Annotated in this window: 20 protein-coding genes; 6 read left to right on the forward strand and 14 right to left on the reverse strand. The window is 32.0% G+C overall.

Annotated elements, in window-relative coordinates; all coding sequences use genetic code 11:
- Positions 1-97: 97 nt before the first annotated feature.
- The 6 genes from RMN92_RS13250 to RMN92_RS13275 form a co-directional block, all read right to left on the reverse strand.
- Entirely contained in the window at positions 98-634 is a 537-nt protein-coding gene (locus tag RMN92_RS13250; protein WP_309609912.1) for a hypothetical protein, read from the reverse strand.
- On the reverse strand, positions 621-1,766 hold the full coding sequence (locus tag RMN92_RS13255; RefSeq protein WP_309609913.1) for a site-specific integrase: 1,146 nt from the start codon (positions 1,764-1,766) through the stop codon (positions 621-623). The genes RMN92_RS13250 and RMN92_RS13255 overlap by 14 nt, the downstream gene beginning before the upstream one ends.
- A 6-nt stretch (positions 1,767-1,772) precedes the next feature.
- A complete protein-coding gene (locus RMN92_RS13260) occupies positions 1,773-2,207 on the reverse strand; it encodes a helix-turn-helix domain-containing protein (RefSeq protein ID WP_309609914.1) in 435 nt (144 codons plus the stop codon).
- Positions 2,208-2,575: 368 nt separating this feature from the next.
- Complete coding sequence (mnmE, locus tag RMN92_RS13265; protein WP_309609915.1) at positions 2,576-3,967, reverse strand: tRNA uridine-5-carboxymethylaminomethyl(34) synthesis GTPase MnmE; 1,392 nt, start codon at positions 3,965-3,967, stop codon at positions 2,576-2,578.
- A 195-nt stretch (positions 3,968-4,162) separates the two neighbouring features.
- Entirely contained in the window at positions 4,163-4,927 is a 765-nt protein-coding gene (locus RMN92_RS13270) for a TIGR02757 family protein (protein ID WP_309609916.1), read from the reverse strand.
- Between the two features lie 4 nt (positions 4,928-4,931).
- Complete coding sequence (locus RMN92_RS13275) at positions 4,932-5,627, reverse strand: ABC transporter ATP-binding protein (RefSeq protein WP_309609917.1); 696 nt, start codon at positions 5,625-5,627, stop codon at positions 4,932-4,934.
- 228 nt (positions 5,628-5,855) lie between these two features.
- On the opposite strand from RMN92_RS13275, the gene msrA reads away from it, so the two are divergent.
- The 3 genes from msrA to RMN92_RS13290 are packed head-to-tail and all read left to right on the forward strand — an operon-like array spanning position 5,856 to position 7,432.
- A complete protein-coding gene (gene msrA, locus RMN92_RS13280) occupies positions 5,856-6,404 on the forward strand; it encodes a peptide-methionine (S)-S-oxide reductase MsrA (RefSeq protein ID WP_309609990.1) in 549 nt (182 codons plus the stop codon).
- A 2-nt stretch (positions 6,405-6,406) separates the two neighbouring features.
- Complete coding sequence (gene folE, locus RMN92_RS13285; protein ID WP_309609918.1) at positions 6,407-7,078, forward strand: GTP cyclohydrolase I FolE; 672 nt, start codon at positions 6,407-6,409, stop codon at positions 7,076-7,078.
- A 51-nt stretch (positions 7,079-7,129) separates the two neighbouring features.
- Entirely contained in the window at positions 7,130-7,432 is a 303-nt protein-coding gene (locus RMN92_RS13290) for a hypothetical protein (protein WP_309609919.1), read from the forward strand.
- Between the two features lie 40 nt (positions 7,433-7,472).
- Here the strand turns inward: RMN92_RS13290 and RMN92_RS13295 are convergent, their stop codons facing one another.
- Genes RMN92_RS13295 through RMN92_RS13305 form a run of 3 tightly spaced genes read right to left on the reverse strand, consistent with a single transcriptional unit; the run spans position 7,473 to position 13,189 of the window.
- Positions 7,473-10,205, reverse strand: coding sequence for a DNA gyrase/topoisomerase IV subunit A (locus RMN92_RS13295; RefSeq protein ID WP_309609920.1), 2,733 nt, complete (start codon positions 10,203-10,205; stop codon positions 7,473-7,475).
- Positions 10,206-11,312: a PDDEXK nuclease domain-containing protein gene (locus tag RMN92_RS13300; protein WP_309609921.1), complete on the reverse strand. Its 1,107-nt coding sequence runs from the start codon at positions 11,310-11,312 to the stop codon at positions 10,206-10,208.
- 20 nt (positions 11,313-11,332) lie between these two features.
- The gene (locus RMN92_RS13305) at positions 11,333-13,189 is read right to left on the reverse strand and encodes a DNA topoisomerase IV subunit B (RefSeq protein WP_309609922.1); all 1,857 of its coding nucleotides are present in this window, start codon (positions 13,187-13,189) and stop codon (positions 11,333-11,335) included.
- A 486-nt stretch (positions 13,190-13,675) separates the two neighbouring features.
- On the opposite strand from RMN92_RS13305, the gene RMN92_RS13310 reads away from it, so the two are divergent.
- Positions 13,676-16,444 carry a TonB-dependent receptor gene (locus RMN92_RS13310; RefSeq protein ID WP_309609923.1) on the forward strand — a complete coding sequence of 923 codons (2,769 nt, stop codon included), beginning with the start codon at positions 13,676-13,678 and terminating at the stop codon, positions 16,442-16,444.
- Positions 16,445-16,519: 75 nt separating this feature from the next.
- Positions 16,520-17,260, forward strand: a complete 741-nt coding sequence (locus tag RMN92_RS13315) for a class I SAM-dependent methyltransferase (RefSeq protein WP_309609924.1) — start codon at positions 16,520-16,522, stop codon at positions 17,258-17,260.
- A gap of 38 nt (positions 17,261-17,298) precedes the next feature.
- On the opposite strand, the gene RMN92_RS13320 is transcribed toward RMN92_RS13315, so the two are convergent.
- The 3 genes from RMN92_RS13320 to RMN92_RS13330 form a co-directional block, all read right to left on the reverse strand.
- Entirely contained in the window at positions 17,299-17,985 is a 687-nt protein-coding gene (locus RMN92_RS13320) for a TIGR02117 family protein (RefSeq protein ID WP_309609925.1), read from the reverse strand.
- Positions 17,986-18,279: 294 nt separating this feature from the next.
- Entirely contained in the window at positions 18,280-19,374 is a 1,095-nt protein-coding gene (gene ychF, locus RMN92_RS13325) for a redox-regulated ATPase YchF (protein ID WP_309609926.1), read from the reverse strand.
- 167 nt (positions 19,375-19,541) lie between these two features.
- The gene (locus RMN92_RS13330) at positions 19,542-20,969 is read right to left on the reverse strand and encodes an L-serine ammonia-lyase (RefSeq protein ID WP_309609991.1); all 1,428 of its coding nucleotides are present in this window, start codon (positions 20,967-20,969) and stop codon (positions 19,542-19,544) included.
- A gap of 253 nt (positions 20,970-21,222) precedes the next feature.
- On the opposite strand from RMN92_RS13330, the gene RMN92_RS13335 reads away from it, so the two are divergent.
- On the forward strand, positions 21,223-21,504 hold the full coding sequence (locus RMN92_RS13335) for a hypothetical protein (RefSeq protein WP_309609927.1): 282 nt from the start codon (positions 21,223-21,225) through the stop codon (positions 21,502-21,504).
- A gap of 50 nt (positions 21,505-21,554) precedes the next feature.
- On the opposite strand, the gene purL is transcribed toward RMN92_RS13335, so the two are convergent.
- Together purL and RMN92_RS13345 are read right to left on the reverse strand one after the other, a co-directional pair.
- Positions 21,555-25,229 carry a phosphoribosylformylglycinamidine synthase gene (gene purL / locus RMN92_RS13340; protein WP_309609928.1) on the reverse strand — a complete coding sequence of 1,225 codons (3,675 nt, stop codon included), beginning with the start codon at positions 25,227-25,229 and terminating at the stop codon, positions 21,555-21,557.
- A 145-nt stretch (positions 25,230-25,374) separates the two neighbouring features.
- Positions 25,375-26,550 carry an endonuclease gene (locus RMN92_RS13345; protein ID WP_309609929.1) on the reverse strand — a complete coding sequence of 392 codons (1,176 nt, stop codon included), beginning with the start codon at positions 26,548-26,550 and terminating at the stop codon, positions 25,375-25,377.
- Positions 26,551-26,736 lie beyond the last annotated feature (186 nt).

Consider the following 26,736-nt stretch of genomic DNA (forward strand, 5'->3'; position numbering starts at 1 on the left):
AGTTTTTCTGGATTTTTTCCCAACATATTTGCAAGGTTTTAAAGCTCTAAAATACAAAATTCTGCAAGAAAAAACAAATAAATTAATCATTAAATAATTAACAATCAATGCGATAAGTATGGTTTAAGGAGCAACTAATTAACAAATCGATATAAACTTTTGAATCTCTAAAATCAATAGGGTAGTAGTCTTTAATTTCAAACAAATCTAAATAATCATTATCATACATCATTTTAAATAAATCAGAATGATTACTGAATAATCTTGAAAATTCATTTATTGCATTACGTATAGCTAATTCTTTTATGAATGATTCATAGGAATAATTATTTTGAATATCTAAAGAAAGTTTTAAAAAACCTTTTTTCACTTCGTTTTTTAATGCTAATTCAATTTCATTTTTTGAATAATTGCGCAAAGAATTTTGATAAACATGTTTGAGTTCAGAAAGTTGATGTTCCTTATTAATTGAAAAATTTTTTTCAAAATTTTCAATCAATTCTCGTATAATATTGAAAGCTTTGCCAAAGGATAAAGTTTCTTTGCTAAATTGGATTAATTTATGTTTTAAAAAACTTTCTCCAATTCTATATGCCTTATTGTAATTTGAATTATAAATATTAAGATAATCCATCCAGTTCAATGTTTATTCGATTAGCAGCTTCAATTTTATTTTTGTCCATTACTTTGGTATAAATCTGTGTTGTAGAAACGTTTTTATGACCTAACAATTTTGATACGGTATATATGTCTGTTCCATTTGCAAGTTGTAAGGTTGCGTAACTATGTCTAAAATTATGAAATGAAATTTTCTTTTTAATACCTGATTTTTTTATCCATTCTTTCAAAGGTCTGGTTATTTGATGATATTGAACTCCTCCAAATACAAGTCCAACATCAGTTTTTTGTGTTTTTAATATATTATATGCAGTATCAGAAATAGGATGATTTTTTATTGATTTTGTTTTCTCTTCTTTTAATGATATGTAATAGCCTTGATGTATGTCTTTAAATAGGTTTTCCCAATTAAGATTATTTATATCTACAAAACGTAAACCACTCAAAGCTGAAAATACTGCCATATATTTAACTTTTTCAATTTTAATTTCAGTTTTCCATAACAAAGAAATTTCTTCTTCGGTTAAGTACTCTCTATGTGTTTCCTCTTCTTTAATATATTCTGCATCTTCAGCTAAATTTTTTTCGATCAAATTTTGTTTATATGCAATCTTTAATACAGAGATAAAATTTTTAAAATAAGATGAAGCAGTATTTTTTGTTATCTTTTTCTCAACTTTTGAATTTCGTGTGCTTTTTGCGTTTAAAAGATAAGTTCTGTACTTTTTTATATAATCGAGAGTTAAATTATTAGTTAGTATTGTACCTCCACTAAAATTTTCTAAATGATTTAAAGAAGCTTTCCACGAATTGTGATTTGATTTACTGCCAGTATTAAAATACTCGTTAACCACATTTTTATAAAGAGTTATAAAATTAACATTCAACACTACATTATCTTTAAAACCAAATTCTTTATTTTTAAGTTGGACGTTTCTTTTGGATCTGATTATTTCTGCAAGGTCAAAATTTTCTTTGTTGTGCTTTTTTTCTTCTGCTGTTTTTGGATTGTCAAATAAATATAACTTTAAAAATTCTCTACGGCTTTCGGTTCCATTTTTAGGATTTATGATAGGAGGGTAGTAGTCTAAATAAAGACTTATTTTTCCAGTATTCAATATTTTTTCTCTTAATGTTACTTTGCTCATAATTGATTATTGAAAAATTTTATTTAAATCTTCCTTTTTTACTAATGTATATTTTCCATATTTCTTTTTTGGAATATTATGTCTTTTAATAATGTTATATAATGCACCATTTGAAATATTAAATTTTTCAATAGCTTCATTAATGGTATAAGAATTATTTGGGTTGATTTCACTTTCTCTATTAGGGTTCACATAATCAGGACTTATCAAATTATTTTCAAAATAACTATCAATATCTTTTCTCCTGATTAATGTTTTTCTAACGGAAAAGTTGAAAGCATTTAATTCCTTTTGTTCTATTAATCTATAAACAGTTTTGGAAGACATATTTAGTAATATTGATGCTTCTTTAACGGTTAAAAAATCTTTTGAATTTACATCAACTACGTAATTAGAAACTTTTAATTTTGTTTCTTTATCGCTTGCATCAATTTTTTTCATTTTTTGATTTAACTTATAATCTTTTTTATTACAAGTTCGTGAGCAATATTTAGTTTTTGTTGTTTTGGCATCAAAGACATTTTTGCAATAATCACAGATTCTTTTCACGATAATATTTGAACTCATATTATTCAGGTATTAAAAAGTTATAAGATGACTTAAGTAGAAATAAAGGTAAATAAGAGACATAATTTCTCTTTAAATTTCAAATATATAAAAAATATATTTATGAAGTACAAAAATGGTACAAAAAGTAACGAAAAATAACAAAATATCGCAAATTGAAATCTTGTTAAAAATATCTACATCCTTTATTTAAAAGGTTTTGTTATATTATTTTTTGTTTTGATTTGTGATGTTTTAGTGAACTACTTCCCGATACAAAAATTCGCAAAAATATTACCCAGCAATTCATCATTAGTTACTTGACCTGTAATTTCTCCAAAATAATAGAGCGCTTGTTTAATATCTATAGACATCAAATCCGAAGACAAATTGGTTTGCATTCCAAATTTTACTTTTTGAATTTCTTCTAATGCTTTAAGCAATGAATCATAATGTCTGGTATTTGTTACAATGGTTTCATTATTCCGCAAGGCACCAGTATTTACAAATGAAAGTAATTTATTTTTTAAATCCTCCACACCGTTATTATTTTTGGCAGAAATTAATAAAATGTTTGGAATTTTAGATTCTAAATCCAGAATTTCTATTTTAGACAATAAATCTTTTTTATTCCCAATAATGACCAATGGCTTCAATGGAAATTGATTTTTAATTTTTTCAATTTCAATATTTACAGTTTCTAAATTAGTTCTTGAACATTGAACACTATCAACTAAAAATAAAACTACTTGCGCTTGTTCAATTTTCTCAAAGGTTTTTTTAATTCCAATACTTTCTATTACATCTTTTGTTTCTCGTATTCCGGCCGTATCTATAAAACGAAAACCAATACCACCAATAACTATTTCATCTTCAATAGTATCACGTGTTGTTCCAGCAATTTCAGATACAATGGCACGTTCTTCATTTAGTAAAGCATTCAATAAAGTCGATTTTCCAACATTGGGCTCTCCAACAATAGCTATTGGAATTCCGTTTTTAATCACGTTTCCAACAGCAAAGGAATCAATCAATCGTTTGAGTACAAATTCTATTCTATTCAATAAGTCTTTAAATTGTGTTCTATCTGCAAATTCAACATCTTCTTCAGCAAAATCAAGTTCCAACTCAATAAGGGAAGCAAAATTCAAAAGTTCTTCACGAAGTTTAGCTATTTCGTTGCTAAAACCGCCACGCATTTGTTGCATCGCAATTTGATGTGCGGCTTCATTGTCTGACGAAATCAAATCGGCAACAGCTTCAGCTTGCGACAAATCCATTTTACCATTCAAGAAAGAACGCAAGGTAAATTCTCCTGGCTGAGCAGTTCTACATCCTTTTCGGAGAGTTAATTGTATAATTTGCTGCTGAATATATGTGGAACCATGGCATGAAATCTCAATAGTATTTTCGCCAGTGTATGAATTTTTCCCCTTAAAAATAGATAGTAAAACTTGGTCTAAAATTTTATCATCATCTACAATATGACCCAAATGAAGTGTGTGTGACTTTTGTTTGGAAATATCTTTTCCTGATACCGATTGAAACATGGAAGCAGCAATCGTGATGGCTTCTGAACCAGAAATCCTAATCACAGCAATGGCTCCAGCACCAGATGGTGAAGCTAAAGCTACAATTGTATCGTTATATATCATGAATTTATTTTGGAAGTTTAAATGTTGCAAAGTTACAAAGTTTTTTTACAAAGTTTGAAAATGTAATTATCAGTTGTGAGTTGTCCGTTGTGGGTTGTGAGTTGCGAATTGTAAGTTGTTAGTTTGATGACATATTTTTGATTATTGGTTTTATAGAAGATTAAAGCATTAATTTTTAAAACCTATAACCCATAACTAGAATCCTTCAAAAACGCCCAATCCAAACAATGCAAAATCATATTTTACAGGATCTTCTGGATCAAACAGTCTAAGATTATTGTCTAATTCCTGTAATGCTTTTGCATCATTTTGCTTTCTGATTAATAAATTCAATTTTCGGGCTACATTTCCAGAATGTACATCAAGCGGACAAGATAGGGCAGAGGCTGGAATGGTTTTCCAGATTCCAAAATCGACACCTTTATTATCCTGTCGAACCATCCAACGCAGAAACATATTGATTCTTTTGGCAGCAGAACCATTCATTGGATCAGAAATGTGTTTTTGTGTTCTTTGAGAATCACTTACTTCAAAAAATATTTTTTTAAAAGCCGAAATACTGCTTTGGGTTGAATTGGATGTTATATTTTTTGAAAAAACATTTTCCAACCCACCATTATTTTTATAGATATGTTGTAGACTTTTTATAAACTGACTAAAATCTTGACCATTAAAAGTTCGATGAACAAAATTTTCTAAAGTTTCCAATTGTGTTTCGGTATGCGACATGACAAAATCAAAAGGTGAATTCCCCATAAGATGCATCATTTTATGAGAATTTTGAATAATCATTTTTCTATTTCCCCAAGCAATGGTAGCACTCAAGAAACCAGCAATTTCAATATCTTCCTTTGTCGAAAACAAATGTGGAATCTGAATAGGATCAGTTTCTATAAAATTGGGATTGTTATAAATTTCAACTTTTTGATCGAGAAAAGATTTGATTTCTTCAGGATTCATAAATTTAAAGTCTTACCTCCAAATCATTCGCGTTCACTAGCGAATCTATATTTCCATCTACCATAATTAATTTTCGATCGGCCATATTAGCCAATTCTTCGTTGTGGGTAACTATAACAAAAGTTTGATTAAACTCATCTCGAAGTTTGAAAAACAATTGGTGCAAATTTTCTGCCGTGTGCGTATCCAAATTCCCCGAAGGCTCATCGGCAAAAATAATAGCTGGTTTGTTTATCATGGCTCTTGCAACGGCTACACGCTGTTGTTCTCCACCTGAAAGTTCATTTGGTTTGTGGTTTATTCTATGAGAAAGCCCTAAATAAGTGAGCAATTTTTCTGCTTCAATTTCTGTATCATGTTTGTTTTTATTTGCAATAAATGCAGGAATACAAACATTTTCAAGTGCCGTAAATTCGGGTAATAATTGGTGAAATTGAAATATAAAACCTAAATTCAAATTTCTGAATTTAGATAACACTTTATCGCTCATTTCTAAAATATTCTCGCCATTTATTTCGAGTTTCATACCAATTGATTCAGTTGGAGTGTCGAGGGTTCCTAAAATTTGTAATAAAGTTGTTTTCCCAGCACCAGATGCACCAACAATTGAAACTATTTCTCCTTTTTTAATATGCAAATCAACTCCTTTCAAAACCTGAAGCTCATCGTAATATTTTTGTATGTTTTTGGCTGTAATCATTAGGGGTAATTTTCACAAAGAAACAAAGAAATTGTATTAATTTCAAATAAAATTTGGATTGTCAATTTATAATTTTTAGTTAAATAGAATGTTTTGTTTAATTTTTGACTACTTTTGTTAAACAAATATAATTTAATGAAATCAATTATCATTGCTTTGGTATTATTATTAGCAAATAATAGTAAATATAAATTACCAGAGAATTTAAAAAATACGAATGTAAAAAAAATGGAAGCAGAAAAAAATAGTGAAATTGCAATATTTGCAGGAGGTTGTTTTTGGTGTACCGAAGCAGTTTTTCTGCAACTTGAAGGAGTAGAAAGTGTATTTCCCGGATACATTGGTGGCAAAGAAGCAAATCCAACATATGAAGAAGTTTGTTCTGGATATTCAGGTCATGCAGAGGCAGTTAAAATTGTATTTGATCCAAAAAAAATAAATTTTGAAGATTTGATCGAAGTATTTTTTGCCACACACGACCCAACTACAATAAATAGACAAGGAGCTGATGTTGGTTCCCAATACCGAAGTGAAATTTTTTATACTACAGAAAATCAGATGATTAAAGCAAAATCATATATTGAAAATTTGAATAATCAAAATACGTTTGGTAAAAAAGTAGTGACTAAAATTTCTAGTGCTACACAATTTTTTGTGGCTGAAAATTACCATCAAAATTATTACAATCAGAATAAGGACAAGTCTTATTGTTCTTATATGATTACTCCAAAAATAGAAAAAGTAAAAAAAGAATTTAAAGAAAAACTGAAAAAATAAACATGAGTACACTAACGGACAAAGAAATTATTGAAATTTTAGGCGATAACCATCAAATGACTTCAGCCGAATCTCCAATACGATCTGATGCTTTTATGAAAACAGATCACGAAAAGATGCAAAATATTGAAAAATATTTTTATCATATTATGGATGAGTTGGGACTTGACATGACCGATGATAGTTTGCAAGGTACACCGCACAGAGTTGCCAAAATGTTTGTAAATGAAATTTTTAATGGGTTAGATCCAAAAAATAAACCAAAAATTTCAACTTTCGAAAATAGTTATCAATACGATAAAATGCTTGTTGAAGCCAACATAAGTTTTAATTCAACTTGTGAGCATCATTTTTTGCCTATATTTGGGAAAGCCCATATTGGTTATATTTCGAATGGCAGGGTTATTGGTTTGTCAAAACTAAATAGAATTGTAGATTATTTTTCTCGAAGACCGCAAGTTCAAGAACGTTTGATTATGCAAATTTTCAATGATTTGAAATTGGCTTTAGATACAGAAAATGTAATAGTAGTCATGGAAGCCAAGCACTTGTGTGTTTCTAGCAGAGGAATTAAACACGAATCGAGTTTTACATCTACTATACAATACGGTGGAATTTTCAATGATAAAGAAAACAGAAATGATTTTTTTAATATGGTGAATTCTGAAAAATAAATTTGGCACTAATTTTGTACATTTATATTTTGTAATTTAAATTAATTTAAAATGTCAAACGAAATACAAATTGAAACAACATCGCGTTCAGATTATAAAATAGGAAAACTTGTTTTGGGAATTGTATTGGATCTTGTTGGAATGTTGTCATACCTGATTCCTGTAGCTGGAGAATTTGCCGATATTATTTGGGCTCCAATTGCTGCTTTTACTTTGGCAAATATGTACAAAGGTTCGGTTGGTAAAATAGGTGGTATAGTAACTTTTATTGAAGAAATTGTGCCAGGACTGGATTTTATTCCAACCTTTACATTGACTTGGATTTATGAATATTATATAGCCAAGAGAAAATAAATTTTTAAGCAAAAACTCCAGAAAATTTCTGGAGTTTTTTTTAATCTAAGCTTAAAGTTATTTGACCATCGTCATCTAGTTCTGTTTGTATATCTTCAGAAATATTTTCATCACCAGAGACTTCCAAATCTTCAGCAATAACCTCAACAGGCTCTTCAAATGGAAGCGAATCTAACAAATTAACTTGTTTTAATTTGTCCGATGTCAATTGATTTCCAATGGCTTTTATTCCTTTTATTCCAATAAATTGTTCTAAATCGATGGTTTGATTTTCTTTTTGAATACCTTTTATTTTGGTAAATATTATTTCTGCAACCGGACGCCAATCTGTAGAAACTATTTCTAGTTGCGATTTTTCATGTTCAGTAATAAAAATAGTTGCATTGTTTTCATTTTCAACCAAAAAGCGTTTCACAAAATATTTTTCTTTTTCGCCATCAAAATAAATGGCTGATATTGGTTTTTTGGGATGCCATTTTTCAAGAACAACCATATCTTCATCAAAATGTGTCGTCAATTCTGGAATAATTGTTTTCAATTTCCCTGATTGATTAATGATTAGCAAACGATCATTCGGACGAAATTCCCCCAACAATTCGCCTCTTCCATCCACATTTAAACGTTGGACAGTGTCATCGAACCATATTTTTCTTGGTCGCAAAGTTGAAATTCCTTTTTCTTTGAGCTCAATTTTTTTAATTGGATATTTGGATACTGTATTTCCTTTACTCACACGACCTTTTATGGCAATTTCAGCAAAATCGATATCCCATTTTAATTTCTTAATACTTCCTACTTGACGCAGTAAAATGGTCACCACTTCGGCTTCACCATTAGGATTATGTGAAAAATACAATACTTGCGAACCAGCAGTTCCATTGGTCAAATCATAAGCTTTATCTCGGGTTACACCAGAAACATTGAAACGTTTTATAAAAGAAGAACCATTTTTACCGTCACGATAAATCATATTGTAAATGGTGCGTTTGTCATTCTTGTCGAAAACTGCAATATGAATAATGTCTTTACCAACAAATTTTTTGTCATCAACTTTAGAAATCATGAGTTTTCCATCTCGAAGAAAAACAATTACATCATCAATATCAGAACAATCGGCTACATATTCGTCTTTCTTTAAACCAGTTCCAAAGAAACCTTCTTCTTTGTTTACATACAATTTTGTATTTCTTAAAACAACTTTTGTGGCTTCAATGGTATCAAAACTTCTGAGTTCGGTTTGGCGTTCGCGACCTTTTCCGTATTTTTCCTTCAATTTTGTAAAATAATCAATAGCAAAATCAATTAGGTTGTCTAAATGATGTTTCACTTGTTCGATATCGCCTTCGAGAGATTCAATTTTATCTTGTGCTTTATTGCTATCAAATTTAGAAATACGCATAATTCGTATGTCTAACAACCGAAGAATATCATCTTCTGTGACAGCACGTTTTAGCTTTTTTGTAAATGGTTTCAAACCATCATCAACCGCTTTGATAACATCTTCTCGTGTAGTTTTGTCTTCAATGTCACGATAGATTTTGTTTTCGATAAAAATACGTTCTAACGAAAGGAAATGCCATTGTTCTTCAAGTTCACTTAACTGGATTTCAAGTTCGCTTTTTAATAATTGAACCGTTCTCTCGGTCGAAATCTTCAACATATCAGAAACACCAATAAATAAAGGTTTGTTGTCTTCAATGACACAACCTAAAGGCGCAACAGAAGTTTCGCAACCTGTAAAGGCATATAAAGCATCAATCGATTTATCAGGAGAAACACCAGGATAAAGATGAATTAATATTTCAACTTCGGCAGCAGTATTGTCTTCAATTTTCTTGATTTTGATTTTCCCTTTTTCGTTGGCTTTCAAAATACTATCAATAAGTGTTGATGTATTTGTAGAAAACGGAATTTGGGTAATTACTAATGTTTGCTTGTCTAGTTGCGAAATTTTAGCACGAACACGAACACGTCCGCCACGCAAACCATCATTATAATTAGAAATATCAGCAATTCCAGCGGTTTGAAAATCAGGGAAAATAGTAAATGGTTTTCCCTTCAGAATTTTTATCGAAGCATCAATGAGTTCATTGAAATTGTGAGGCAACACTTTCGTGGATAAACCTACGGCAATTCCTTCGGCACCAGAAGCTAACAATAATGGAAATTTTACAGGAAGATTATTTGGTTCTGCACGCCGACCATCGTAAGACATTCCCCAATCGGTAATTTTAGGAGAATACAATACTTCTAAAGCAAATTTCGAAAGTCGTGCTTCAATATATCGTGAAGCTGCAGCACTATCGCCAGTGAGAATATTCCCCCAGTTTCCTTGACAGTCTATAAGTAATTCTCTTTGACCAATTTGTACCATGGCATCGCCAATACTGGCATCACCGTGCGGATGATACTGCATCGTGTGACCTACAACATTGGCAACTTTATTGTAACGACCATCATCTAATTCTTTTAAAGAATGCATGATACGACGTTGAACAGGTTTGAAACCATCTTCAATTGCAGGAACAGCACGCTCGAGAATTACATAGGAAGCGTAATCCAAAAACCAGTCTTTGTACATTCCTGTAACTTTGGTAATGGTATCTTCTGGATTTTCATCGTTTTCGTAAAAGTGTTGACCTTCAAAGTTTTTGGCATCCACTTTTATAATATCATCATCATTTTCCACTTGATTGTCATCAATTGATTGGTCATCATCTGAAAAATTTTCTTCAGAATTTGAGTTGATGTTTTCTTCTTCTTCGTCTTTCATTTATATTGATTCCGAAATTAATTTTATTAAATCTTCTCTACTTGGCAAAATTGTTTTGTATTTACTAGCAAAAATTTGTTCGTTATTTTCTGGTAATGTGTATTCTACAACCAATTCACTTTTATTCTGGCAAAGCACAATTCCAATGGTTTTGTTTTCGCCTTCCAATCGCATTTCTCTGTCATAATAATTGACATACATCTGCATTTGTCCTAGGTCCTGATGTTTTAATTCGCCTATTTTCAAGTCTATTAAAACAAAGCATTTTAAAACTCTATTGTAAAAAACCAAATCAATTCTAAAATGTTTATCGTCAAATGTGATTCTTTTCTGACGTGCCACAAATGCAAAACCATCGCCAAGTTCTAAAAGAAAATATTCTAATTTATTGATGATTTCTTGTTCTAAATCTGACTCAGAATATTGATGCAATTCTGGCAATCCCAAAAATTCTAAAATATAAGGATCTTTGATAATATCTTTTGGTTTTTCAATAATTTGACCTTTTTCCGATAATTTTAAAATTCCTTCTTTGTCTCTACTTAAAGCCAAACGAGTATATAATGCGCTATCGTATTGGCGTTTTAGTTCTCGAACACTCCAATTATACTTTTCAGATTCGATTTCATAAAAACTTCTTTCTTTTTCATCATCAATTCGCATCAAAAAAGTATAATGCGACCATGTTAGTTTAAAAAATGAAATTAGAGTTTGAAAATCAATATTCTTGAATTTCGCAGACAGTGTTTTCTTTTTAGTATTTTGCAATTCCGCAGACAGTGTCTGCGTATTTTGAATTTGTAAAATCCGAGTCAATGACTCGGATTTTGAATAAATTAAATAAAACTGTCTTATTTGTTCTAAATTTCTCAACGAAAATCCTTTTCCAACCTCACTCGTTAATTGTTCTGAAAGTCCTTTTAAAACTTGTTTTCCATATTCCGCACGGTCTTTTCCGTTTTGTTCTTCTTCAACAATCATTCTACCTATTTCAAAATAAGTATAAGTCATTGTTGAATTTACGGTACGCAAAACTTGCTGTCGGGCATTTTGCAATAACGCAACAACTTGTTTAAATAAAATTTTATTTTGAATATCTTTTGACAAAAAATTTAATTTAAATAATTTTAACCTGCTTCCACCACATCCAATTCCACTTTTAAATTATTGATAATAAAAGTTTGTCTATCTGGCGTATTTTTTCCCATATAAAACTCCAATAATTTTTCTATGGAAGTTGCTTTGTCTAACATTACAGGATCTAATCGAATGGTTTCACCAATAAAATTCTTGAACTCATCGGGCGAGATTTCTCCCAATCCTTTAAATCGTGTAATTTCTGGTTTTGGTTTCAGTTTTTCGATGGCATCACGACGCTCTTGTTCAGAATAACAATAAATGGTTTCTTTTTTGTTACGAACTCTAAACAAAGGGGTTTGCAAGATATACAAATGTCCTTCTTTAATCATTTCTGGGAAAAATTGCAGGAAAAAAGTAATTAGCAGCAAACGAATATGCATTCCATCAACATCAGCATCAGTAGCAATTACAATATTGTTGTAACGCAAATCTTCCATGCTTTCTTCAATATCAAGGGCGGCTTGCAATAAGTTGAATTCTTCGTTTTCGTACACAATTTTCTTACTCATTCCATAAGAATTCAAAGGTTTTCCTCGTAAACTAAAAACCGCTTGTGTATTCACATCGCGAGATTTGGTAATAGAACCCGAAGCGGAATCTCCTTCCGTAATAAAAAGGGTGCTTTCTAAACTTCGCGGATTTTTCGCATCGGTCAAATGAACTCGGCAATCACGCAGTTTTTTATTGTGTAAACTCGATTTTTTAGCTCGGTCTTTGGCCAATTTTCTTATTCCAGAAAGTTCTTTACGCTCGCGTTCGGCCTGAAGAATTTTTCGCAAAAGCAAATCAGCAGTCTCTGGATTTTTATGTAAAAAATTATCCAGTTTGGTTTTTATAAAATCGTTTACAAAAGTTCGAACCGATGCTAAATTTGGTCCCATATCTGTAGAACCTAACTTAGTTTTGGTCTGACTTTCAAAAACGGGCTCTTCGACACGAACTACAATTGCCGAAACAATAGATTTTCGAATATCGGAAGCTTCAAAAGGTTTGTTGTAAAATTCTTTAATCGTTTTTACAATTGATTCTCTAAAAGCACCCAAATGTGTTCCTCCTTGCGTTGTATTCTGACCATTGACAAACGAATAATATTCTTCTGAATATTGGGTTTTACTATGTGTAATGGCAATTTCAATATCATCACCCAAAAGATGAATTATTGGATACACCATATCTTCTTCGGCAATGGTTTCTTCTAACAAATCTTTCAGTCCATTATCGGAATAATATTTTTCTCCGTTGTAAATTATTGTTAATCCTGTATTTAGGTAACAATAATTTTTAAGCATTTTGATAATGTACTCATTTCGATATTTGTAATTTTTGAAAATAGCTTCATCAGCCACAAAAGACACTTTGGTTCCTTTGCGTTTTGTACTTTCAATAATATCTTCTTCTAATGTTAGATTTCCTGCAGAGAATTCGGCTGCTTTTTGTTGGTTATCTCGAACCGATTCAACTCTGAAATAATGAGACAAAGCATTGACAGCTTTGGTTCCCACTCCATTTAAACCAACCGATTTTTTAAAGGCTTTCGAATCATATTTTCCACCGGTGTTCATTTTAGAGACTACATCGACAACTTTTCCTAACGGTATGCCACGACCATAATCGCGAACGGTGACCAATTTGTCTTTCATGGTGACTTCGATGGTTTTTCCAGCGCCCATAACAAACTCATCGATACAGTTGTCGAGCACTTCTTTTAATAAAATATAAATTCCATCATCGGGCGAAGAACCGTCACCAAGCTTGCCAATGTACATTCCTGGACGCAAACGAATGTGTTCTTTCCAGTCGAGCGAACGAATATTGTCTTCATTATATTGATCTACTTCTTGCATTTTAAAAATTATCGATTTTATGCTAATATATGTGAAATAGATTTCAAATAAAAACACTTTGCAGAAAGTTATTGACAAGTTATCAGTCAATACATGTTCATTTAATTAGCCTGTTGGGTGTAATTAATGTTAGTCGTCTGTTCTAGTATTTTTTGTGTAGAGAAACGGAACAAAACTTCTCGATACGCTATGCTACTCGAAGTGACGTGTATCGAGAACCGTTTTTAATCTAATTTTTATTGTTCTCAATTAGATTTTTTACCAAAAATTACTAGAGCTAAAGAAATATTATCTTTAAAAACCAATTGCACCCAACGGGCTTAATTATTATGATTTGCTAAATAAAATCAAATTACATATTTGTTTTAATGGCGCTAAAAAATTTAAAATACATGTTAAAAAAATATAAAATTATTATTATTTTTAAGTTAAAAAATTACTATATTGCATCAACCAATTAAATTTTAAATTAATAACCAATTAATTATGAAAAAAGTAATATTATTTTTGTTTTTAACACACGCTAGCTTTCTTTTTGCACAAAAAGAAATTACTGGTAAAGTCACAGAAAATTCAGGAACAGCTTTACCTGGAGTCAATGTTTTAGTCAAGGGAACGTCAGTAGGCGTTTCAACAGATTTCGAAGGTAGTTTTAAAATCGAAGCTAAAGAAGGTGAAACTTTAGTTTTTAGTTATCTAGGTTTTGGAACAGTTGAGAAAATGGTAGATCAAGGAAATGTTATTGATGTTATTATGTCAGATGGCGGTGGCGGTCAAGTTCTTGAAGATGTTACAATTGTAGGTTCAAGAGCAGCGCCAAGAAGCAATGTTACCTCTGCGCTACCCATCGATGTTTTATCTTCAAAAGATTTGGTTTCAACAGGTCAAAATACGTTTGACAAAGCATTGCAATACAAAATTCCCTCTTTTAATACAGTTCAAACGCCTGTAAATGATGCGACTTCATTATTAGATCCGTATGAAATTAGAAATATGGGACCCAGTAGAACGCTGATACTTATTAACGGAAAACGTAAAAACATGAGTGCGTTGGTGTATACGCAAACTTCTCCTGGACGTGGGGAAACAGGTGCAGATATCTCCGCCATTCCTACGGATGCAATTGAAAAAGTCGAAATATTGCGAGATGGTGCTTCTGCACAATATGGTTCTGATGCCATAGCTGGTGTAATGAATATTATTTTGAAAAAGAATACCACTTTTGGTTCAGCAACTTTAAGAACTGGAATTACATCAGAAGGTGATGGTGAAATGTATGGTATTAGTTTAAACAATGGTTCTACAGTCGGACAAAAAGGCTTTATCAATTATACTGTAGATTTTTCTAAAGTTAATTTGGCTAATAGACCAGGTATTTTGAATGTAGCTGATGAGGTGGGTTTCTGGGGTGCAACGGAAACTGAGGTAAAGACATTTTTAGATAAAAGACCAGATGGCGGAAATGTAAACGGTTCTCCTGAAACTGCTGCTGCAAAATTTTTAATTAATGGTGGGTCGGATGTTAGCGAAAACACACAATTTTATTATAATGCTGCCTATGTTTATAAAAAAGTAAATTCTTTTGCCAATTATAGAGCTCCTTATTGGAGATCAGCTTCTTCAATGCCTTATTTGTCTAGTTTATACGGAAATGGTACGCTTGCTTCATATGAAGGATATGGACCAACATTTATTGGAGATTTAAATGATTATAACGCAACATTGGGATTTAAATCAAAAATGAATGGATGGATTACTGATGTTAGTTTAACTACAGGTGGAAATTCTCAAACATATACTGTTACCGATTCACAAAATAGATCATATACTGATACTAATGGAAATGGAAGACAAGATGATTTTGTTACTGAACCGTTTATTTATGCAGCTGACCCAAATGTATATACAGGTCAAACGAATTTCAAACCAGGAGGAACAACTTTTAACCATTATGTCGGAAACTTAGATATATCAAAAGTATTGTCTGATGAAATAAGTATTGGTTTTGGTTCTGAATTTAGAAGTGAAAATTTTGAAATTTTAGCTGGTGATGAAGCTTCATACATTGGAAGCGGAGCTGATTCTTTTCAAGGGAATAGACCTGAAAACTCAGGAAAATTTAATCGATACAATTTAGGATTTTATTTTGATGTGGCTTATGACGTCACTAAAGATTTCCTAGTAAACGGTACGGTTCGTTATGAAAATTACAGCGATTTTGGAGATGCAACTGTATGGAAATTAAGTTCTAGATATAAACTTTGGGGCGACAAATTAACCTTTAGAGGATCTGCTTCTACTGGTTTTAGAGCACCCTCTTTGCATCAAATTTACACAGAAAAATCTCAATCAACATTTTCTGGAACAAATATAGTTGTTACAGGAATTACGAGCAACGTTTCCACAACAGCAAGAAGAATTGGAGTTCCCAAATTAACATCAGAAAAATCTACAAATTATACTTTAGGTATTGGATTTAAACCAGTTAAAAACTTTAACTTAACAGTGGATTACTATAATATTAAAGTAACAGACAGAATAGTTTTAGGAAATCTTATCGACTTCGGAGCTACTGGACAACAAGCATTTTTTGTAAATGCTATAGATTCTAGAACTGAAGGAATTGATTTTGTAGCTGGATATAGAAACATTATGTTAGGATCTGGAAAATTAGCCTTAAACTTATCTGGTAATTACACTACTGTAAATAGAACTGCGGGTACAATTCGTAATCCAGCAGGTGTTCAAAATCTTACAGGAACTTTAGCTGGTCAATCTGTATTTAATTCAACTCAAAATGCATTAATGTTTACTTCTAGACCAAAATTTAAATATATTTTTGGTGGAGATTATGAAATAAATAAATTTATTTTCTCTCTTAACAATACTGTTTTTGGTCCAACTAAATTTAATAATAATGATTATTCTTCTACTGATACTGCCGTAGACATTAGAACCAATGACTTGAGAACGGTATTTCTTACTAAACTTGTAACCGATTTGGGAATAAGCTATTCTGCATCTGAAAAGTTAACATTATCACTAAATGTAAACAATTTATTAAATGTTTTGCCAGAATATAAAATTGAAGCTAACACTCCAGAAGCACAAGCTTTGATTGATAATCCAGCAAATCTTAAAAGAATACAACAAAATATTACTTTCAACGGTCGATATTCTCAAATGACTTACGATGGCTATCATTTTAGTCAATTGGGTACGATGTTTAATTTATCACTAAATTATAAATTTTAAAAATTGATTAATAATTTTCAAAAGAGCTATCAAATGATGGCTCTTTTTTTTACTTTTAATGTAAAAAATATAACTATGGCAACATTATATGAAGGAAAAATGGCAGAAATTTACGATGCCATGTATCAAACTTTTGTCAATTACGACGAAGAATTCCTATTTTATTCCAATATTTTAAAAGAAAATAACTGCAATAGTGTTCTTGAAATAGGGAGTGGCACTGGAAATTTAAGCAAACGCTTTGCAACAAGTAATATAAATTACATAGGTTTGGAATACAGCAACAGCATGATAGAAATTGCCAAAAATAGAAATCCAACTTGTGATTATATTTTAGCAGACATGAGAAATTTTAACCTAGAAAATCCAGTAGAATCAATAATTATTACGGGAAGAACCACCAGCTATTTGATAACAAATGCAGATATTAAGAATACTTTTTCTTCAATTTATAAAAATCTTTCAAAAAATGGAATTGTATGTTTTGATTTTATAGATGCCAATAGGTATATTCCATATGCACTCGAAAATCAGTTAATTGAACACACTGCGGAATACGATGGTGTAAAATATTACAGAGAAGGAAATTGGCAGGTTGCACCGCTAGAAAACTTTATGTTGAATTGGACAGCAAAATATTATACCTACAATGATGGAATTAAAAACTTGATAAGTGAAGATTTTTCTACAGTTAGAGTATTTACATTAAATGAAATACAACTTTTTTTGCATTTAAATAACTTTGATATCATTCAAACCATAGACAGGAAAACCTATGCGTACGATACTTTTGTAATTGTGGCAAAAAAAAGATAATGACATTGTAATTTACTTATAAATTACATCAATATTTTTTAGTTATAATGACAAAAAATACCACCATCATAAGGTGTCCAAAAAGCTGCCTTTTGATTGGATTCTTTCAATGTACTATTTGCCCAAGAATTGCAGGTTTTAAATAAACTATAACTTCCAATAGCGTTATAAAAAGCATCGTTTTTAGCATAGCTATGACCAGAAATCCATTCGATATTTTGGTTTAAGTCTCTTTTAAAACTATTTGAAATGTAGGCAGTCATTTTTTTATAGTTTTCCTTGGAGATTTTGATTTTTTTGCAACTTGTATTTTCAGTAATGGTTTTGTAAAATGTAGTATGCATAGCTGTTGTGCTCAAACCTGTGGCTGCTTTTAAGGCTGTGCTAACTTTTAAATCTGACCATTCTGGCGTGTCGAGATAAAAACCTTTGTCTCCCCAACCAAAGGCTAGATAATTCATAATTGAATCTTTGGATTTTGTATGTTGAAATTGGATTTCAGAAGACCAATCTTTGATTTCGTTTTTTATGGGAACTATAATATCGGTATGAACACCATTGGTTTTAATGAAAATTTCAATTTCTTGCTTTTGACTTTGACTCACTTCCTCGTTTACAGTTATTTTTGAGAATAAGAAACCAAACACGATATAAACTAAAATAAAAGCTACAAATGCTAATATTGAATTGAATAAAAATTTTAAGGTTTGTTTTGTGGTATTCATTTAGATATTTTTTTTAAAATCATTTCAAATATCAAGCCAAATATCTAAAATACTGTTAAAATTTTAAATACTACCTGCCCCGGATTGCAACGAAAAGCATTTTGATATTTTGTTGTATTTTTTCTTGACGAAAAAGAGCGACGATAGAAGCTCCTTTTTTGTTTTAGAAAAACACAACAAAATGAAAAATCTTGAAGTGAAAAGCTGGAAATAGGCACAAAAAAACCGCAAAATTTCTTTAACGGCTGTTTTTTATAAAATGCACTTCGACAAGCTCAGTGTGACAAACGTGTTTTAAACGTTGAAACGGAAATGCATTACATCGCCATCCTTGACAATATATTCTTTGCCTTCTACTTTAAATTTTCCTGCTTCTTTGGCCTTGGCTTCCGTACCATAATGAATATAATCTTCGTATGAAATAACTTCGGCGCGAATGAATCCTTTTTCGAAATCGGTGTGAATAACCCCAGCCGCTTGCGGTGCAGTTGCACCAATATTGATTGTCCAAGCGCGGACTTCTTTGACACCTGCCGTGAAATAGGTTTGTTGTTTTAATAATTTATAAGCGGCACGAATCAAAACTGATGCGCCAGGCTCAGTTAATCCCATATCTTCTAAGAAAACTTGGCGTTCTTCGTAGGTTTCAAGCTCGGTAATATCGGCTTCTGTTCCTACGGCAAGGACAATAACTTCGGCATTTTCATCTTTTACCAATTCGCGAACTTGCTCAACATATTTATTTCCAGTTGCTGCAGAATCTTCATCGACGTTGCAAACATACAATACTGGTTTTGAAGTAATTAATTGAAATGTTTCAAATAATTCTTCTTCTTCATAACCTTTTGGTGTTACAGTTCTTGCCGATTTTGCTTGTAGTAATGCTTCACGAATTCGGTTTAGCAATCCTTGTTCTGTTTGTGCTTCTTTATTTCCAGTTTTTGCTGCGCGATTTACTTTTTCCAAACGTTTTTCAACGGTTTCTAAATCTTTTAATTGCAACTCAATATCAATAGTTTCTTTGTCGCGAATAGGATTTACATTGCCATCTACATGGATAATATTGTCATTGTCAAAACAACGCAAAACATGAATAATAGCATTACATTCTCTAATATTTCCAAGAAATTGATTGCCTAGTCCTTCGCCTTTGCTGGCACCTTTTACCAATCCAGCAATATCAACAATATCAACAGTTGCCATTTGAACGCGTTCTGGCTTTACCAATTCTTCTAGTTTTTCAATTCTTGGATCTGGAACGTTTACTACGCCAATATTTGGCTCAATAGTACAAAATGGAAAATTGGCACTTTGCGCTTTGGCATTTGATAAACAATTGAATAAGGTCGATTTTCCTACGTTTGGTAATCCTACAATTCCTGCTTTCATCGTATATAATATTATTTTTATCTGATATAAATCCAAAATAGCTTCCTTTAAAGAAATTAATTTTGGAATGTTATTATGACTTTATTTTAAAAGTGTGCAAATATAGTATTAATATTCATGGAATAAAACCTATATGTTTTTTATGTTTTGTAGAAGTGATTTAAATGCTAACAATCTGCCATATTTACAGCAATCGCCAATCCACCTTCGGAAGTTTCTTTGTATTTTGAATTCATGTCCTTGGCAGTTTGCCACATAGTGTCAACCACTTTGTCTAGAGGAACTTTTGCATTTTTAGCATCGGTTTCCATAGCCAATTCGGCAGCATTTATAGCTTTTATCGCGCCCATTGTATTTCGTTCAATACAAGGAATTTGAACCAAACCACCAATAGGATCGCAGGTTAAACCCAAATGGTGTTCCATGGCAATTTCTGCCGCCATTAAAACCTGATCTGGAGTGCCACCCATGACTTCGCAAAGTGCTGCTGCAGCCATAGCTGAGGAAACGCCAATTTCTGCTTGACAGCCACCCATAGCGGCGGAAATTGTGGAGCCTTTTTTGAAAATGCTACCAATTTCACTCGCTACCATTAGAAATTGCTTGATTTCTTTTTCGCCAGCCTCGTGGTTTTCAATACACAAATAATACATTAAAACGGCGGGTATTACACCTGCGCTTCCATTGGTTGGAGCTGTAACTACACGTCCCAACGCAGCATTTACTTCATTTACTGAAAGGGCAAAACAGGATACCCATTTCAAAATTTGTCGAAATTTAACTTCAGTTGTTCGGATGCATTCCAACCATTCTTGAGGATTTTTATAGTTGGCTAATCCGATAAGGTTTTGGTGCATATCAAAAGCACGTCTTCTTACATTGAGTCCGCCAGGCAATATGCCTTCAGAATGGCATCCAATATACATGGATTCTAGCATAGTATGCCAAATTCTCATCAATTCTGTGTGAATTGTAGCTTCAGAACGCATCGATTTTTCATTTTCATATACTATTTCAGAAATCAATTTATTTTCCTGAATGGTATAATTCAATAACTCTTCGGCTTTGTTAATAGGAAATGGAAAATCACATTTTATTTGAATTTTCTTTTTGGCATTGACTCTTTCTTCTTTCACAACAAAACCGCCTCCAATAGAATAAAATGTTGAAATGTACTCAGTTTTATCTAACAAATAAGCAGTAAATGTTAATCCGTTGGCATGAAAAGGAAGGAAATTTTTATTGAAAATTATGTCTTGTAAAAAGTAAAAAGGGATCTCAATTTTATTTGCTAAATAAATTTCATTTTTATCTTCGATTTCTTTGATAATTTTTGAAATATTCTCAACAGGAATATATTCTGGGTCTTGACCGCTTAAACCCAACATAATAGCCAAATCTGTGGCATGACCTTTTCCAGTTAAAGATAGCGAACCATATAAATCGACTTTTATTCGAACCGTTTTTTCTAAAATATTTTCTTCCTTCAATTCTTTTAAAAATCGTTCCGCTGCACGCCATGGTCCAAGAGTATGTGAACTCGAAGGTCCTACACCAATTTTTAACATATCAAAAACAGAAATACATTCTTCCATAAAACTATATCGATTAAGTATGGCAAATATAGTCAAAAACTGGTTTTTAAAACTTCAATCAAATTAGATATAAATTGGGATTATAAGTTTATGATATTTAGATGTTTTTCAAATAATGTAAAAGGGTGTTTTTAGATAAAAAAAACAGGAAAAACCCCTGTGAATTAATATGTTGGTGTTTATAAATTTGTAGTGATTAGAATATGCGTAAGCCGAAAAGCAAAAGAGTAGGCAACATTTAAAATTTACAATTATGGGAACTGCTTTTTATTTAATGATGGGTTGGTGTGGTACAAAATATCCAGGATGGTGGAAAGATCCAAATCCTCCAGGACCAAATCCAGAACCTTGGAGAAAATATGGTGTTACTACAATTATTGGAATTGTGGCCGGTATAGTTGGAGGTACATTATTCAATAATGCCATTGCTGACAGTACACTTTTTGCAGGACAAGGTATTATTGCTTCTGGACTGGCCGCTTTTGCAACCTCTGGAATTGCTACCGAAATTGTGGGGAATGTTGGTAGAAGATAGAACATTTAATTGAAACAATCCCTTGAATTTTTAGGGATTGTTTTATGTTTCTATTTGTTTTTTTCTTCAATCCATTTTCTAGCATTTACAAAACCTTCCAACCAAGGAGATACTTCGTCTTTTCTGTCTTTTGGATAATATGCCCAATTCCATGGAAACGTGGAACGCTCAATATGTGGCATCATGACCAAATGTCTACCAGTTTTATCACACATCATGGCAGTATTATAATCGGAACCATTTGGATTGGCTGGATAGTTTTTGTAGGCATATTTTGAAACAATGTTGTAATTTTCTTCAGGCAATGGCAAGTCGAATTTACCTTCTCCGTGTGAAACCCAAACGCCTAAAGTTGTTCCTTCCAAAGAAGATAACATCACAGAATTATTTTTTTGAACCGTAACTGATGTAAAAATGCTTTCATGTTTGTGACTTTCATTGTGAAGCATTTTTCCATGAATTTCATGTTCTGGATTGACCAATTCGAGCTCCATGAACAACTGGCAACCATTACAAATTCCAACCGATAGTGTATCTTCTCTTTTAAAGAAGTTCTTCAATGTCAAATTTGCTTTCTCATTGTATAAAAATGCACCAGCCCAACCTTTGGCAGAACCCAAAACATCAGAATTTGAAAATCCACCCACAGCTCCAATAAACTGAATGTCTTCTAGATTTTCTCTACCAGAAATCAAGTCGGTCATGTGTACATCTTTAACATCAAAACCTGCGAGGTACATGGCGTTTGCCATTTCACGTTCAGAATTGCTTCCTTTTTCACGAATAATAGCAGCTTTTGGTTTTAGTATGGTTTTTAATAATGGTTTTTTTCCATCGAAATAACTTGGAAATTTGTAGTTTAAGGGTTGATTTTTGTAATTGTTATAACGTTCAATAGCTTTTCCATTTCTGGATTGTTTGCTATCCAATAAATAAGAAGTTTTGAACCATGTATCTCGAAGTTGTGGAATGTCAAATGTCAAATTTCCTAAAGTCAATGAATTTGAAGTTGTGATATTTCCAAGTTTGAAAAAGGTAACATTATTTAAATTCAGTTTATCCTCAAAAACAACATCTTCTTTGGCTTGCAATACCAACCCAATATTTTCAGAAAATAAAATCTTTACTAGATCTTTTTCTTCAAAAGCATTGAAATCTATTTTTGCACCTAGATTATTTTCTGCAAAACACATTTCCAACAAAGTGGTAATTAATCCGCCACTTCCAATGTCGTGTCCAGCCAAAATTTGTCTGTCTTTGATTAAATTTTGAATGGTATTGAATGCATTTTTGAAAAAATTTGAATCTTTAATTGTAGGTGTTTCAGTTCCAATTTTATTTAAAGTTTGAGCAAATGAACTTCCGCCCAACTTAAAATCATCTTGAGATAAATTAATGTAATAAATAGAGCCACCATTTTGTTGCAAAACTGGTTCTACCACTTTTGTAATGTTTGAGCAGTTTCCTGCCGCAGAAATAATTACTGTTCCTGGCGCAATAACTTCGTCGTTTGGATATTTTTGCTTCATAGAAAGTGAATCTTTTCCAGTTGGGATGTTAATTCCCAATTCAATAGCAAAATCGGAACATGCTTTTACAGCTTCATACAATCTAGCATCTTCTCCTTCATTTTTGCATGCCCACATCCAGTTTGCAGATAATGAAACCGATTTTAAATTGTCTTTTAATGGTGCGAAAACCAAATTTGACAAGGCTTCTCCGATGGCATTTCGAGTGCCTGCCACTGGATTGATTAATGATGAAATAGGAGCGTGGCCAATAGATGTCGCTATTCCTTCTTTTCCATTGTAATCCAAAGCCATTACACCACAATTGTTTAATGGTAATTGTAAAGCGCCAACACATTGTTGTTTGGCAACTTTTCCACCTACGCATCGGTCTACTTTGTTGGTTAGCCAGTCTTTACAAGCTACGGCTTCCAGTTGTAAAACTTGGTTTAAATAAACAGCAATTTTATTTATATCATATTCTAAATCATCATATTTTCTACTGATGGTTTTGTCTGTCATTATTGTTTTTGGAGCACTTCCAAAGAAATCTTTCAAAGCATAATCCATTGGTTTTAGACCAGTTGATTTTGATTGAAATGTAAACTGGTGATTGTCAGTTACATCACCTACGTCATACATTGGAGAACGCTCTCTGTCTGCAATTTTTTGTAAAATAGCTATATCTTTTTGACCAATAACCAATCCCATTCGTTCTTGGCTTTCATTGCCAATAATTTCTTTGGCAGAAAGTGTTGGATCGCCAACAGGCAGTTTGTCTAAATCAATTAATCCGCCCGTTTCTTCCACCAATTCTGAAAGACAATTTAAATGTCCACCAGCTCCGTGATCGTGAATAGAAACTATAGGATTATTGTCGTTTTCTACCATACCACGAATAGCGTTGGCAGCACGTTTTTGCATTTCTGGATTGGAACGTTGAATGGCATTAAGCTCAATACCTGAACCAAAAGCACCTGTATCTGCTGAAGAAACTGCGGCTCCACCCATCCCAATTCTATAATTTTCGCCACCTAAGATTACAATTTTATCGCCTACTTGAGGTTTTTTCTTAATGGCTTGATCCAGTTTTCCGTAACCAACTCCACCTGCTTGCATAATGACTTTATCGTAACCTAATTTGCGAGCTTGTGCTGAGCTTATCGAAGCGTAATTGTGTTCATCATGTTCAAATGTCAAAATTGAGCCTGTAATTAATGGTTGCCCAAATTTATTACCAAAATCGGAAGCTCCGTTGGAAGCTTTAATTAAAATATCGATTGGTGTTTGGTAAAGCCATTTTCGCTCTTCAAAACCTAATTTATTTTCTTGCAAACGCGAATAAGAAGTCATATAAACTGCTGTTCCAGCAAGAGGCAGCGAACCTTGTCCGCCAGCCAAACGATCACGAATTTCTCCGCCAGACCCCGTTGCGGCTCCGTTGAAAGGCTCTACAGTTGTTGGAAAATTGTGTGTTTCAGCTTTTAATGAAAGAACTGAATCAAAATCTTTTTCTTCATAAAAATCAGGTTTGTCTGCACTTTTTGGTGCAAATTGTGTTACTCTTGGTCCTTTAACAAAAGCCACATTGTCTTTGTAGGCCGAAACAATATCGTTTGGATTTTCGGACGATGTTTTTTTTATTAATTTGAAAAGTGAAGTTGGTTTTTCTTCGCCATCAATCACAAAATTTCCATTGAAAATTTTATGCCGGCAATGTTCTGAATTCGCTTGTGAGAAGGCAAAAACTTCAGAATCGGTTAATTTTCTATTGAGTTTTTGGGATAAATCATTCAAATAAATTACTTCTTCATCGTTCAAAGCCAAACCTTCTTTTGTATTGTAACTGCCTATATCATCAATTTCCAAAATAGGTTCAGGTTTAATGTTAATGCTGAAAATATCTTGATTTAATTGGGTGTATTTCTGGGAAAGCATTGGATCAAAATCAGTAAAATCAGGTGAAACTTTTTCAAATTCTTCAATTCTTATAATTCCTGTAATTCCCATATTTTGGGTTATTTCGACAGCATTGGTGCTCCAAGGTGTAATCATTGTGGCACGTGGACCAACAAAAAAATCCTCGAGTAAGGATTTTTCAATTTTATAAGCGTTGGCAAAAAGCCAATTTAATTTTGATATGGTTTCAGTAGATAATAAATTTTGCGTTTGTACAGCAAAAATGGTATTGGTTTTATTTCCAAAGAAAGAAATCATAGTGTTGTTGTTTTATTCCGATGCAATCCAAAAAATTTGGGTTTGACTCGGTTGTAGTTGTAGTTGCAAATTTAATTATTTCAAATCAATTTTTGAATAAAAAAAAGCGACAATTACTGTCGCTTTTTGGATTTTTATTAAAAACTTAGTTTATGACTAATTTCTTTGTAATTGTATCTTCGTTTTGATTTACTTTAATTAAATATATTCCAGTTTTTAAATTTGAAATTGAAATTAATTTTTTTTCATTGTTCATTGATTCAAAAACTTTTTCGCCATATATAGAATAAATTTCTACAGAATTTTTTATTTTTGAATTATCCAGCTGAATATCAAAATTACCATTTGTAGGATTTGGATAAACATTAAAGTCTTTAATAGCTTGTGAAACTAAATTCTCTTCAAAATCCAATTGGTATTTTTCTTCGAAACTTTGTTGGTTAAAATCCAAATTAACAACATCGTTATTTTCTATAATAAGTTCTTTATCAAAAATAGAATTTTTAGCAGTTGAAATAGCTCCCCAAATTTTCGAAACATATTCTGGATGGTCAATGTATGGATTTCTGTTGCCTTGACGAGCATAAATAGCATTGTTACGAGCAATTTCTCTTGCGCTTACAGGATCATTTGCATGCCAAGTTTTGAGCATATTTAAAAAAGCGGGTTTAAATACTTGATTGCTAGTACCATTAAACATGGCAAATCCTGTATAACTTGCTACTGTATTTTCATATCTAGTAGCAAAATATAAATACATTCTAGCAATATCGCCTTTGAATTCGTTTATAGGTTCAAAAACTGTTCCATTGTAACCAGAAACACCGCTGGTACCTAACTTACTTCCATTTTTAGTTATAATTGATGCAACTGCAACTTTTCCATGTGGATAGTTGGAACGAATTCCATTAACTTTTCCATCGGTTGGAGGTATATGATGTGCATCAGAAACCATTGGTGCAGATGAATTAAAAGAAGACTGAGGCACAACATGTTCTCTGTTATAACAATTTCCTTCCACACTGTAAGTACCACATTGGTTTGTGTTTAATGTGTATTTATATGGATCTGCTCCTGTAGGATTTTCAGAATAAATATCCATGATTGAATTGTCATTTTCATATTGGTTGTCTCTATCAGACGTAGCATAAGTAGTCCAAAGACCGTCGTAACCTTTGTCAGTGTGTCCTTTAATTTTATTGTAAAGTTGTGTTTTTAAGGTATAACCTGTTCCAGTTGCGGTGCTGTAATAGCCGGATGGAATTTGTCCGAATGTGTAAATTGAGCATAATAATGCAATTAGTAATAGCTTTGTTTTCATAGATGTGTTGTTGTTGTTGTTGTTGTTGTTGTTGTTGTTGTTGTTGTTGTTGTTGTTGTTGTTGTTGTTGTTGTGTAATAAGTGTTAGTGATTTTTGCATTCAAAATTCATTGGCAAATATATTTATTGATAATTTAAAATTATGTTATTAATATTATTAAATTGTTATGATTAATAATTGAAATT

Origin of the sequence: Flavobacterium sp. (assembly GCF_031363805.1) — a bacterium.
Taxonomy (GTDB): Bacteria; Bacteroidota; Bacteroidia; order Flavobacteriales; family Flavobacteriaceae; genus Flavobacterium.